Below are 12,430 nucleotides of genomic sequence, written 5' to 3'. Positions count from 1 at the left end.
TGCCCAATGCCCAATGCCCAATGCCCAATGCCCAATGCCCAATGCCCAATGCCCAATGCCCAATGCCCAATGCCCAATGCCCAATGCCCCATGCCCAATGCCCAATGCCCAATGCTTAATGCCCAATGCCCAATGCCCAATGCCCAATGCCCAATGCCCAATGCCCAATGCCCAATGCCCAATGCCCAATGCCCAATCCCCATTTCCCTAGAATCAGTCAGCTGACGCTAAAATGAGTCCACAGTTAAATTTGATTATTGCTAAATGTTTACCATCGATTTAAGCATCAGAAACACTGCTTTCCCTATCTCAGTGCAACGTAAGTCAGCAGAGGATGCTGAGGCTGTCTATCAGCTGATTTTGGCAGCAATACGCTCTGGTAACCCTGACATTGTGGAACTCAAGTGCGAGGGCAAGACAGAGAAAAAAATTGCTGTCCGCGCTAGTGAAATTTCTGGGGTGCAGATTGTTCAGAAAGATGGTACAACCCCTGGCGGTGGTAGGCCACCTGGGTTTTTCGCTGTAGCTGCTGAGTAACCAAGGTTGACAAATGGCTCAAGTGGGCATTGAGGTCAAGGATTTAAATTTCAGTTGGCCTAATGGAGAGAAAGTTATCAAATCTTGCTCTTTAGAAGTACCCAAGGGTGAGTTTTGGATGCTCTTGGGTACAAATGGCAGTGGGAAATCAACGTTACTTAGACTGCTGGCGGGGCTATTAGCTCCTGAGTCTGGGGAAATTCGGGTTTTGCATCCCGTTGGCTTTGTCTTCCAAAATCCGGATCATCAACTGGTGATGCCAACGGTTGGTGCTGATGTGGCTTTTGGATTGGTGGAAGAAAAGTTACCACCTGCTGCCACTAGAGCAAGGGTTGAGGAGGCGCTAGGAGCGGTGAATTTGCTTACTCTTCTACGACGCCCTATCTATGCACTCTCTGGAGGACAGAAACAGCGAGTAGCGATCGCAGGTGCGATCGCCCGTCGCTGTGAAGTCTTATTATTAGATGAACCCACTGCCTTACTAGATCCAGATAGCCAGTTGGATTTAGTGGCTGGTGTGCGCCGCCTTGTCAAAAGTCGAGGTATTACAGCGCTTTGGGTGACACATCGATTAGACGAGTTAAATTATTGTGACGGCGCTTTCTTGCTAGAAAAAGGCTCTCTCGTAGATAAGGGTGAACCTCAACGCCTCAAACAACGTCTAATGGAGGTACACAGCGAAGCCTCTTAATTTAGTGCTGTTAGCGGTAGCGGGGCGTTGAGCCAGTGCTGAGTAAAGTAAAAAGTACTCAGGCTTTCATACCTGTACATGCTCTGCCGTTTATAGGTGGTCTTTTAACTCAGCACTCTTCGTTTTTATTACTACTGAAAAAGAACTACAACGCGCCTTTTAAATAAAGGCGCGTTTTAAGTTGGTACGTCTGTCTTAGGTTTTAGTTTTGTGAGGCTGCCGTATTTTTTATTCTTTGTAGCATAGTGTTACAGACTATGCATCAATTATTATAAAACTTATGAATGAATTTTGTTAACTCTATAAAATTGTGATCAAAAACCATGCCCCGTTCCTTACTCCAAGCCGTTTTGTTAGTAGACGGCTACAATATAATTGGCGCTTGGCCTTGCCTTAAAAAAACGCGTGATAGTGTTGGACTAGAGGCAGCACGGGGTGAACTTGTGGAAGCGATGACTGGTTATAGTGCGTTTCAAGGTTATGCAACTCAAATAGTTTTTGATGCCCAATATCAGAACTCTTCTAGTAATAAAGAAACAATTACTGAGCTTTTATCAGTTTATTACACTGATTTTGGACAGACAGCAGATACTTATATTGAAAAATCCTGTGCGTCTATGCGCCAGCAAATAGCTCAATCTTTGATTTCTCGTGTAATTGTTGCTACATCAGATCGGGCACAGCAGTTGATGATACAGGGGTATGGGGCTGAATGGTTATCGGCACAACAACTCTGTGGAGAAGTTGAAGCTACCGTCTGCCGGATGCGACAGAAATATCATACGCGTAAACAATCTAAGAGTAGGTTTTTAGCTAATGCCATTGATGCTAAGGCGCGGCAGCGTCTGGCTGAATTACGAATGGGATTGCAGTAGATATTAGTATTTAACAGTCTCTGCTTAAGTTCCTGAATGGGTTTTGGCTGCAAAAATTCTATAAATTAAGTATTTAAAAAAAATATTGGCGAAAGTACTTGTCAAATCTTATTTTTAGCCCTAATATTATAAATCGTGAGTGGTCCTCAGTAGCTCAGTGGTAGAGCGATCGACTGTTAATCGATTGGTCGCTGGTTCGAATCCAGCCTGGGGAGTTTATCAATTTTGGATTTTAAATTTTGGATTTTAGATTATCCGTCAGGGATTTATGGTCGCTTGACTCGACTGTGACGTTTCTGAATCATGGGTCTTTTGGTGCTTGTCCGAAACAAGTGCTGGAGTTTCAACAAAGACTGCGTAGACGCAAAGCGGCTGTAAGGGCACAGCAATGCTGTGTCCCTACCGCGTGGTCTATTTACCTGAAAATAGCTGTAATCTAGTTTCAGGAAACTGGCGATCGCATCAAGGGTCTATCGAAACTGCACGGCGATTACCCCGCAAAATGTCCAAGAGATTATTCCTCAAGTGCTTGCCAGAGGCGTTCAGTATTTTCGGAAACTATGGACGAGTTTAGAAGAATAAGCTTAATTCGTAATTCGTAATTCGTAGTTCGTAATTACCGCTTGTTAATTTGTTCTTATCGCAATTTTCGTTACAAACACTACGAGTTTCGTTACCAACACTACGAGTTTCATTACCAACGCTACAAGTTTCGTTACAAACGCTACGAGTTTAGTTAGCAACGCTACGATTTTCGTTACAAACAATATGATTTTTGTTACAAACACCATGATTTTGTTACAAACATCATAATTTTCGTTACAAACAATATGATATCAAGTTCGGCAAATCACTTACGATATGTCATTGCGAATGCAACGAAGTGAAATGAAGCAATCGCAAAGGTTTGGGATTGCCACGCTCCGCTCGCAATGACATAAGTATTAAGTCGGACATGATATGATTTCGTGCTGTAGTAGCTTGCTAAATTCAAATTAACTAACGCCGTGTGCAACTTTCTCTCAAACCTAACCCCCAACCCCTTCCCTGGTAGGGAAGGGGAGCAAGATTTAAAGCCTATCGACCTCTCTCCGAGAGGAATGGAAGCGGGGTTGTAAGAATAAGTCGCACATCGCGTTAACTATGAAATATCACAGTCAGTAGAGGCAAGAATGCCAACAGAAAGCCATGCCAGGATTGTAATTGAGCTTCTGGGGTTGGTTCTGGTGGTGCTAATAAAGCTTCTACTCTTTGTTCTAAGCGATCTGCACCAGAGGAACCTAATGCAGCACAGCAAATTTCTGATAAGACGGGGCTGCTACTAACTACTAATAAAAGTGATTCCGCTAACACCAGGGGGTCTACCTGCAATGCTGCATAACCGTCGGCACGGAGTTCACGCAATGCTAAAAGTTCTTCCCACAAAGGCTCTGTATTCGGCAACCATGCGGTGCAGGAACGCACCCAACCCAGCCAGAAAAACCAGAATGTATCCCTATAATAGTGATGCCCTTGCTCATGGGCTAAGACGCTTTCTAAATGATTTGGTGAGAGAATTTGCAGTAATCCCTGGCTAACCACTAATTCTGGTTGCCAAAAACCAATTTGACCCGCAAACAACGCCCCCGTTTGCAGTAGTCTGGCTCGTCTATCGCCAACATTCACTAGGGGGCAGTTACGGGCAGATTCTACAGACTGCCAACCTTGAAAGGCAAGTTTAATGCATGAAATGGCAAAAAATGCCAAATAAATTAATGCTAGTAAATAGCTAATTGAGCCTGTATACATGCCGCCCATTTGTCCTTGAGGCCCCATGAACAGCACAGCGATCGCAGTCATGAAAATTAGCAAGGGCGGGAAGAGAAACAAAAATAGCGATCGCTGCCACCGCAGATTCCAATTACCTTGGCGTTGATTCCAAGCGGATCTTAACCACCAGGCAACTGCCAAAGCATTCAAAATCATTATTAGATGCATCATTTTTCCTCCCTGGCTTGGCGTGCAGATTGAATACGTTTGGCGATCGCTGCTATTTGCTCACTGGCTGCTTCATCTAGGCTATCGGCAAAAGCAGCAATAACATCGGGGTTCCCCACTGCCAGAAATCGCTGTAACTGCTCGTGAGCTTTGATGACATCTGATTGCTGCTTACTCAGCATTGGCCGCCAGTAGAACGCTCGCTCTTTCTTGTCGCAAGCCAGCCAACCTTTATCAGTGAGGCGACGTAAGACAGTGGTGACAGAAGTATACGCTAATTCGCGGTTGGGATCGGCGAGGATGCGATCGTGTACATCCTTTACTGTGGCTGAACCAAGTTCCCAGATGATATTTAAAATTTCCGCTTCCAAGGGGCCTAAAGATAGTTGTTTAGGGCGGTAATCGGGTAAAGGTGCCATAGCGATTTTTGAAGGGGAAGGGGAAGGGGGAGTGAGGGAGATGAGGGAGCAGGGGAAGAGGAACTATTGATTATTGACCAATGCCCCATGCCCTCTAACCGTAACTTGTTAAAGGTCTTTCTTGTTTTAGATTACAAGATCGTGCAGCAAGTCTGAAAGTCAGAAGCATAAGAATGGCCTTTTTGAGTATTTATGTATTGAATGGGATACATTGTGCATTTTGATGCTAAAAAATGCTGTGGGATCAATTGTAACTGTAGTTAGCTAAGACAAGAAAGTTGCCAATTTAATAAGTTTTTTCTGGTAAGATACTTGTGGTAAGCTTGACCCACATTGGTGTCTGATAAGCCTCTGTCCAGTAGCATTGCGACTATTGGTAAGCGACTTTGTTGCACAGCATGAAAGTAAGTAGGCACATCTTGATTAATACAAATTACCAATTGGTTTGTCCAATAGTGCGAATATGCACGCCAGTTGCTACAAGTCGGGGAACCCGCCCAACGCACTGGCTCCAGCATTTCATCCAGGACAGTAAAACTTGTAGGGTACAAGGTAGGAAATTCATAGTCTGCGGCAGGGCATTCCGTGGACTTAAAAGTGAGCTTCATCGCCTCCTAAGCAATAGCCGGATTGGGTGAGAAGCCTACACTGCATTGCTTGCAATCAGTGTAGAAGTATGTCACTGACACCAACTAGGTAGAATGTTATTTGCGACAGTATTATTAAACTAGGTGTATCCAGCGCGTGAAGCTATTCGTATACCACACTCCTGAATTGACTCCAACGGGTAAAGCGCCAGAATGTGCGATCGCAGTCGATGTCTTGCGAGCCACTAGCACAATTGCGACAGTTTTGGCAGCTGGAGGCGAAGCTGTACAAGTATTCAGCGATTTAGATCAGTTAATTGAAGTTAGCGAAAAATGGCCTTCTGAAAAACGTCTGCGGGCTGGAGAACGCGGTGGCGCGAAAGTAGCTGGCTTTGAGTTGGGTAACTCTCCCCTCGACTGCACACCAGAATTAGTGCAAGGGCGTCGCTTGTTTATCAGTACCACCAATGGCACTCGTGCCTTACAACGGGTACAAGAGTCCCCAAATCTATTAGCAGCAGCCTTGATTAACCGGGCGGCGGTGGTGCAATTTCTTCAAGAGTTGCAACCAGAGACAGTGTGGATTGTCGGTTCCGGTTGGGAAGGCAGTTTTTCTTTAGAAGATACAGTTTGTGCAGGTGCGATCGCTCATAGTCTTTTAGAGCAAACCGCGTTGTCACCAGAAGAATTAGCTGGTAACGATGAAGTAATTAGTGCGATCGCTCTTTACTCTCAATGGCAAGATAACTTATTGGGATTACTTCACCAAGCTAGTCACGGCCAACGATTGTTGCGTCTTGACTGTTTAGATGATTTAAAATATTGTTCCCAAACTGATATTTTAGATGTTTTGCCAATACAACAAGAGACGGGAGTTTTGAAAAGTAAAAGGAAGTAGGGAATGGGGAGTGGGGAATAGGGAAGAAATTTAACTAGTTCCGTGGGTTTAAGTCCCCCGGTTCTATAACCCAATACGGTTCACTTAAGGCTAAAACTCTTTGTCAAAGTCAATTTTTTTAACGAACCGCAAAGGACGCAAAGGACGCAAAGAGAAGGAAGAAATGCTTAACTGAACTGTATTGTTCTATAACCGGCAAGTTTTGTGTTGGGGTTAAATCCCCATTACAAAACTTAATTACGAATTACGAATTATTTAATGAACAATGTCCTATGCCCCATGCCCAATTTTCAAATCTTTAAGCATTTGTCTAAGTCTTTGTCGCCAATGGGGCGGATGTGTTTCTAAAATTGCTGAGATTTTTTCACAAGCAAGGACGGAATAGGCAGGGCGACGGGCTGGCGTGGGATATTCTGCGGTTGTAATGGGGATAATACGTTCAACTTTCAAAGGAAAGCCTAGCTGTTGTGCTTCTTCAAAAATCGCAACGGCAAAATCATACCAGCTAGCAACGCCGCTATTAGTGTAGTGATAACTGCCGCTAATTTCTGGAGTTAACTGGGGAATTATTTGGGCTATAACTGTGGCTATATCTTGCGCCCAAGTCGGGCTACCTATTTGATCGGCGACGACACGGATTTCTTGGCGTTCTGCACCTAGTCGCAGCATGGTTTTGACAAAATTACTTTTGCCAAAGGTTCCATAAACCCAAGCAGTGCGGAGGATGAGGTGATGGGCGCAAGTTTCCCGAATTGCTTCTTCTCCAGCAAGTTTGGTTTTACCATAAATACTCAAGGGATTAGTCGCATCGGTTTCTTGGTAAGGGCGATACCCATTACCATCAAAAACATAATCGGTCGAAATATGAATTAGAAAAGCTCCTAATTTTTGGCTTTCTTGGGCAATAATTAGGGGTGCGATCGCATTAATAGCGCTAGCAAGTTCGGGTTCGCTTTCTGCTTTGTCCACAGCAGTATAAGCAGCAGCGTTAATGATGATTTGCGGCTGTTTTGATCTGATAACGTTGCGGAGGGTCTCCGGTTGGGCAAGGTCTACTGTTGGGCGTTCTACTGAGATAATATCGCCATAGTAGGGGAGTATTTGTTGCAGTTCTTTACCCACTTGACCGTTGCTACCAATCAGCAAAATTGATTTACTCATCCTAATTAGTTTTCAAACTTACAAAAAAAAGGGAACTCTTAAGAGGGAAGAGGGAACAGATAGGAAACTAAAGTTTCAGAGTTTAAAGCTCAGTCAAAAAAAAGATGTTTTTTGAGATGCGTAGCACGAAAAAAAACAGTGTCCAAATTTTCAATCTCATGTTTAAAAACCATGAGTTTTTCCTGTTCCCTCTTCCCCGTTCCCTGTTCCCTCTGAATTTTATGCGGAGTCATTTGTTATTTGTCAATTGACAAATGACAATTGTCCTTTGTCATCCTCTGTCTTGAGTCTAAGGGGTTGTTTGAAAAGTATTTGGCTGTGATTTTAGGTACTTATTGATCCCCCCTAACCCCCCTTAAAAAGGGGGGAACCGGAATCAAAGTCCCCCTTAAAAAGGGGGATTTAGGGGGATCTAAAACTTTTGATACCGACAATAGGACTTTTCAAACATCCTCTAAGGGTTTTACACTAATGACCAATGACCAATGACCAATGACCAATGACCAATGACTGCTTAATCAAATACTTCAGCAGTTCTCAAAGGTTTCCCGGCTTGGTCTTTAGCTGATAAAATCGGTGACGTACTCAAAGGCCAATCTATAGCTAAATCTGGATCGTTCCATAGAATTGTGCGATCGCCTTGGGGTGCGTAATAATCTGTAGTTTTGTAGAGAACTTCAGCTATTTCTGAAAGCACGAGAAAGCCGTGAGCAAAGCCTGGTGGTATCCACAATAGGCGTTTGTTCTCAGCACTGAGTTCATAACCTACCCACTTACCGAAGGTAGTCGAACTTTTTCTAATATCTACAGCTACATCAAAGATAGTGCCAACAATAGCCCGGACAAGTTTACCTTGGGGTTGTTGGATTTGGTAGTGCAATCCCCGCAGAACGTTTTGTTTAGAGTAGGAGTGGTTATCTTGGACGAAGTTGGCAACAATACCAGTCTCTTGAGCAAATTTTCGGTCGTTGTAGACTTCAAAAAAGAACCCGCGATCGTCTGCAAATACTTGGGGTTCAAGTTGTATAACTTCGGGGATTTTGGTATGTACAATGCTCATCAATATTATTTCGACTAACCCGCCACAGTGTTAATTGTGAGAGTAATTTAATGCTTGTATTTTACAGCTAACAGGTAACACTTCGACCGTGGCTTGTCCTGTTTTTAATAAGTAAATCACGTTAATTCAATTTGACAGTCATCGCCAATTAGAAATCGTAACGCTTTAGGGCGACGGGGTGCAAGAGTCAATTGTGCCCTTTGTCCAATCACACTATCAATGATACGCTGATGAATTCCAGCAATTTTAGCACCTTCTAAAATCACGCTGTGTTCTAAATCGGTATCAATGAGTGTGGCATTGTTGGCAATACTACTATAAGGGCCAATAAAGCAGTTTTCTAAATGACAATTGCTACCGATGACAACTGGCCCACGAATTGTGCAGTTAATTACTTTAGATTTTGCACCAATTTGGACTCGCCCAATAATCTGACTTTGGGCATCGACTTCGCCAAGAACTGATGCTGTTAGATAGGTGTCAAGAATCAATCGGTTAGCTTCTAGTAAGTCATCTTTTTTACCAGTATCTAACCACCAACCTTGGAGATTGTAGGCTAAAACTTGTTTTTCCTGATTAATTAGGTATTGAATAGCATCAGTAATCTCAAGTTCGCCTCTGGCGGAAGGTTGGATATTTGCGATCGCATTATAGATGAGGTGAGAAAAGAAATAAACTCCTACCAATGCTAGATTTGAAGGAGGAACTTTGGGTTTTTCAATTAACTGTAATACCCGTCCTGTTTCATCGACCTCAGCCACACCAAAGGCGCTAGGGTTAGCAACTGAACGTAAGAGAATCAAAGCATCTGGCTGTTGTTGGCTAAATTGTTGCAGAAAATAACGTAACTCACCTAATTGAATTAGATTATCGCCCAAGTACATGACAAAGGGAGAATCTTCTAAAAAGGGACGGGCGACTTGGACAGCGTGAGCAAGTCCGGCTGGCTGATCTTGTACGATGTAGGTGATGTTCGCTCCAAAGCATTCTCCATTTCCGGTTTTCGCTTGGACTTCTGCCCCAGTTTCCGGGCTGATGATGATGCCAATATCAGTAATACCAGTAGCGACCATTTCTTCAATGCCATACCATAAAACAGGTTTATTCGCAACTGGTACGAGTTGTTTTGCTCCACTGTAAGTGAGGGGACGTAGGCGTGTACCTTTACCACCAGAGAGAATTAGTGCTTTCATAAGGATTTAGTCATTAGTCATTTGTCATTAGTCATTTGTTATTTGTTATTTTGCGTGTCCCCGCGTCTTCTGCTCCCACTGCCTGCCTTAACAGATAAATTTCCTGAACTCAACGGTATTATTCTACAGGTAGCGGGATAAGACTTCGACGGTTGCTTTTCCTGTTTTTTCCCAACTGAATTGTTGGGAGTGAGTGATACCTTGGGCACAAAGGCGCGATCGCAATACCGAATCAGTTGCGATTGCGTGCATCGCCTCTGTAATTTCTCCGGTGTTGTAGGGATTGATCAGAATCGCCGCATCGCCAGCCACTTCTGGTAGGGAGGAGAGATTGGAGGTAATGACGGGAGTACCACAAGCCATTGCTTCCAGGACTGGTAAACCAAAGCCTTCCCAGAGACTGGGGAAAACCAGAGCGATCGCTTGATTGATGATTTTTGGCAATTCGCTGTAAGGAATATAGTCGAGGAACTTTACTTGATGAGTTATACCTAGTTCTGCAACTTGCGCTTTTAAGGTTGGGGTATAACGGCGATCGCTTGGCCCTGCTAACCACAGTTCATAGTCTTTGCAGTTAGGTAACGCAGCAAAAGCACTGATGAGTCGCTGGATGTTTTTGTAAGGTTCTTGGCGTCCAATGTAGAGAAAGTAGTTGCGGGTAGGTAGATTTAGAGGGGAGAAGTGAGTGCGATCGTAGGCGAGGGGGATGGGGGTAATTTTGTTTGCAGGAATTCCGTAAAACTTGGTGATGTCCTCAGCCGTAGTCTGAGAGATGCAAATAATGTGTTGTGCTTGCTTCAGGACTTGGGGAGTGTAGTAGCGGTGGTAAGGTATGAGTGGTGAAAAGCGTTTGGGAAAGCGCAACGGTATCATGTCAAAGGACGTGATGACAAAACGACAGTTGCTATAAAGGGGTGCTTCCGGTAGCGGAGAGAATAAGAGGCTCGATTTGAGGTTTTTATAGATTTTTGATAGTTGAAATTCTGTCCATATCAGGCGGCGTAAATGACCTTTAATACCTTGTTCTGACGTTTGATTAATAGGAGTTTGATAGCAATTATAGTTAGGAAAAAATTGTGAAGTTAAAAGTGTTGGTTGAAGTGATTTTAAGTGAGGTAAAAGATTAAAAGCATAAGTAGTAGTACCTGTAGGTTTATTGAGTATAAATGAAAGGTTAATTAATAAAGACATAATTATTTATACATAAAACTTAGTTTGATAATTTCCAAACTATAAGAATTGGATGTTTTCAGGTATTGATATAAAAATTTAAATATTAAATATATTCTTAACGTCAATATTTCCCACATCGGACGATGTTTATGATAGTAGTATATCTGGCTACGTCTATATTCTACAGACATTTTATTGGATATTTTTTTTACAGAATGTCCTCTTATATGAATTAGGGATATGTGGGGAGTATATATAATTTTATACCCTTCATTTCTAACTCTTTGACACAAATCAGAATCTTCAAAATACATGAAAAATTTTTCGTCAAAACCACCTACTAAATTAAATAAATTTGCCCTAATAAAAAATGCTGCTCCGACGACAATATCTACTTCTTTAATATCTTGGAAATCCTTCTCTATAATATTAAAATCACTTTTATTTTCAGCATTATTATGTAATTTTTTTGCTTTAAATTCTCCTTTAATTCCAATTTCAGGTGAAAAAGAAATTTGGAAACTTCCATCTGGAAAAATTAATTTAGTACCAATAACACCTACATCTTGATTTACAGACATTAATTCTATAAGATGGGGTAAAATTTTATTTGTAAGTATTGTATCAGTATTTAATAATAATAAAAATTCCCCTTTAGCTACTTTTGCACCAGCATTATTGCCTGCTCCAAAACCAACGTTTTTTGGTAGTTTAATTAATTTGATACCAGGAAATTTATTATCAACAATATCTATACTATTATCTTGAGAATTATTATCGACTAAAATAATTTCACAGTTATCTTTAGGAATAAATTTTTCTAGAGAATTCAAACAATCTATTAAAACATCTGCACCATTATAGTTAACTAAGATAATTGATACTGAGTTAATTAATTGTATGTTCATTCTTAAGAGTCTGTCTGATAAAAATATCAATTACCAAGTTTTACTAATATTTCCGCTCAAGCCCCGATAAGTTCCTAATAAACAAGCCCATATTTTTAATTGTTTATCTTCTAAATCATATAGCATAATAAACAAAATTTGAAGCAGCATATATTTTATGCGTCGCATTAAGCTAGTGAAGCGATAGTAACCTTGAGAAAAGCGAGTTTCTAAATAACTATGATTACGACAAATATAGTAATAACGTAAAGGTGAATATTGTTGTATATACCGATATTTATTCATAAATTTCACTTGAATAGGACTACCAAAATTGTGGTGCATAATAGCTTTAGTAGCAATTAGGTTATGAAAGCCTTTTTGCCTTAGTCGCAATCCATAATCAAGGTCAATACCATCAATAAATAAATCAGGAGAAGGAGGGGAAATCGTTTTAGCCGCAGCTAATGAAATTAGAGATCCTGATGTAATCGGTGAATCACATTCATAAAAATCAACACTATTATTATGTTTAAGTCCTAGAAAATGATCGTTAAAAAAAACTGCACCTTCTATAACTTTACCCGTTCTAGGATCAGAAGGAGTAGGAGCAATAATGCCAATCTCATAATTATTTTTTTGAGACAATTGATAATAAGTTTCCAGCAAAATTTCGAGACAGTTTGCAATAGGAACACTATCTTGATCAAATGTCCATAAAAAATTATATTCTTGATAAATAGCCCATTCTAATGCTTTTACTAAACCTTCAGCAATTCCAATGTTATTAGGATAATGATGGATTAACAAGAGCTGATTATTCTCATTTAGTAACAATGGCTTATCAGAGTTATCTACTATATATATAGCTGTAACTTGAATTGATTGAGATTCAATAGCTTGAATACACCTATTAGCAGATTCTTGATCTTGATAACAAGTTATATAAGCTGCTACTTTTGGTTTCATTTT

The 12,430-nt window shown here is 41.4% G+C and carries 13 protein-coding genes, 1 tRNA gene and 1 pseudogene; 6 read left to right on the top strand and 9 right to left on the bottom strand.

The genetic code is table 11. The annotated features are described in order from the left end of the window. The 5 genes and pseudogenes from LC586_RS32005 to LC586_RS31985 all read left to right on the top strand — a co-directional run. A pseudogene (locus LC586_RS32005) lies at positions 1–225 on the top strand (hypothetical protein); the annotation flags it as partial. 39 nt (positions 226–264) lie between these two features. After that, positions 265–537 carry a UPF0367 protein family gene (locus tag LC586_RS32000; protein ID WP_012410874.1) on the top strand — a complete coding sequence of 91 codons (273 nt, stop codon included), beginning with the start codon at positions 265–267 and terminating at the stop codon, positions 535–537. A gap of 13 nt (positions 538–550) precedes the next feature. Then, on the top strand, positions 551–1,228 hold the full coding sequence (locus LC586_RS31995; protein WP_229489476.1) for an energy-coupling factor ABC transporter ATP-binding protein: 678 nt from the start codon (positions 551–553) through the stop codon (positions 1,226–1,228). Between the two features lie 323 nt (positions 1,229–1,551). Then, the gene (locus LC586_RS31990; RefSeq protein WP_229489475.1) at positions 1,552–2,103 is read left to right on the top strand and encodes an NYN domain-containing protein; all 552 of its coding nucleotides are present in this window, start codon (positions 1,552–1,554) and stop codon (positions 2,101–2,103) included. A gap of 143 nt (positions 2,104–2,246) precedes the next feature. After that, positions 2,247–2,318 (top strand) — tRNA-Asn (locus tag LC586_RS31985). Between the two features lie 922 nt (positions 2,319–3,240). Here LC586_RS31985 and LC586_RS31980 read toward each other — a convergent pair. The 3 genes from LC586_RS31980 to LC586_RS31970 all read right to left on the bottom strand — a co-directional run bounded on the left by LC586_RS31980 (position 3,241) and on the right by LC586_RS31970 (position 5,107). Continuing rightward, positions 3,241–4,080: a M56 family metallopeptidase gene (locus LC586_RS31980; RefSeq protein WP_229489477.1), complete on the bottom strand. Its 840-nt coding sequence runs from the start codon at positions 4,078–4,080 to the stop codon at positions 3,241–3,243. After that, a complete protein-coding gene (locus LC586_RS31975; RefSeq protein WP_118169357.1) occupies positions 4,080–4,499 on the bottom strand; it encodes a BlaI/MecI/CopY family transcriptional regulator in 420 nt (139 codons plus the stop codon). Before LC586_RS31975 ends, LC586_RS31980 begins: the two co-directional genes overlap by 1 nt. 260 nt (positions 4,500–4,759) lie before the next feature. Next, positions 4,760–5,107, bottom strand: coding sequence for a hypothetical protein (locus LC586_RS31970; RefSeq protein WP_229489474.1), 348 nt, complete (start codon positions 5,105–5,107; stop codon positions 4,760–4,762). 136 nt (positions 5,108–5,243) lie between these two features. On the opposite strand from LC586_RS31970, the gene LC586_RS31965 reads away from it, so the two are divergent. Further along, positions 5,244–5,984 carry a 2-phosphosulfolactate phosphatase family protein gene (locus tag LC586_RS31965; protein ID WP_229489473.1) on the top strand — a complete coding sequence of 247 codons (741 nt, stop codon included), beginning with the start codon at positions 5,244–5,246 and terminating at the stop codon, positions 5,982–5,984. A gap of 270 nt (positions 5,985–6,254) precedes the next feature. On the opposite strand, the gene rfbD is transcribed toward LC586_RS31965, so the two are convergent. From rfbD to LC586_RS31935, 6 genes are all read right to left on the bottom strand, one after another. Then, entirely contained in the window at positions 6,255–7,145 is an 891-nt protein-coding gene (rfbD, locus tag LC586_RS31960; RefSeq protein WP_229489471.1) for a dTDP-4-dehydrorhamnose reductase, read from the bottom strand. Positions 7,146–7,659: 514 nt separating this feature from the next. Further along, entirely contained in the window at positions 7,660–8,205 is a 546-nt protein-coding gene (gene rfbC, locus LC586_RS31955) for a dTDP-4-dehydrorhamnose 3,5-epimerase (protein WP_229489470.1), read from the bottom strand. Positions 8,206–8,321: 116 nt separating this feature from the next. Further along, positions 8,322–9,398 carry a glucose-1-phosphate thymidylyltransferase gene (locus LC586_RS31950; RefSeq protein WP_229489469.1) on the bottom strand — a complete coding sequence of 359 codons (1,077 nt, stop codon included), beginning with the start codon at positions 9,396–9,398 and terminating at the stop codon, positions 8,322–8,324. Positions 9,399–9,521: 123 nt separating this feature from the next. Further along, positions 9,522–10,589, bottom strand: a complete 1,068-nt coding sequence (locus tag LC586_RS31945; RefSeq protein WP_229489468.1) for a glycosyltransferase family 4 protein — start codon at positions 10,587–10,589, stop codon at positions 9,522–9,524. A gap of 2 nt (positions 10,590–10,591) precedes the next feature. Then, on the bottom strand, positions 10,592–11,479 hold the full coding sequence (locus tag LC586_RS31940) for a glycosyltransferase family 2 protein (RefSeq protein ID WP_229489467.1): 888 nt from the start codon (positions 11,477–11,479) through the stop codon (positions 10,592–10,594). A gap of 30 nt (positions 11,480–11,509) precedes the next feature. Continuing rightward, a complete protein-coding gene (locus LC586_RS31935) occupies positions 11,510–12,427 on the bottom strand; it encodes a glycosyltransferase (RefSeq protein ID WP_229489466.1) in 918 nt (305 codons plus the stop codon). Between the last annotated feature and the right edge of the window lie 3 nt (positions 12,428–12,430).

The sequence above is a fragment of the Nostoc favosum CHAB5714 genome, from assembly GCF_020829495.1.
Lineage (GTDB): Bacteria > Cyanobacteriota > Cyanobacteriia > Cyanobacteriales > Nostocaceae > Nostoc > Nostoc favosum.
The sequence above is the reverse complement of the archived record's forward strand: the minus strand, read 5'-3'. Positions and strand labels throughout refer to the sequence as shown.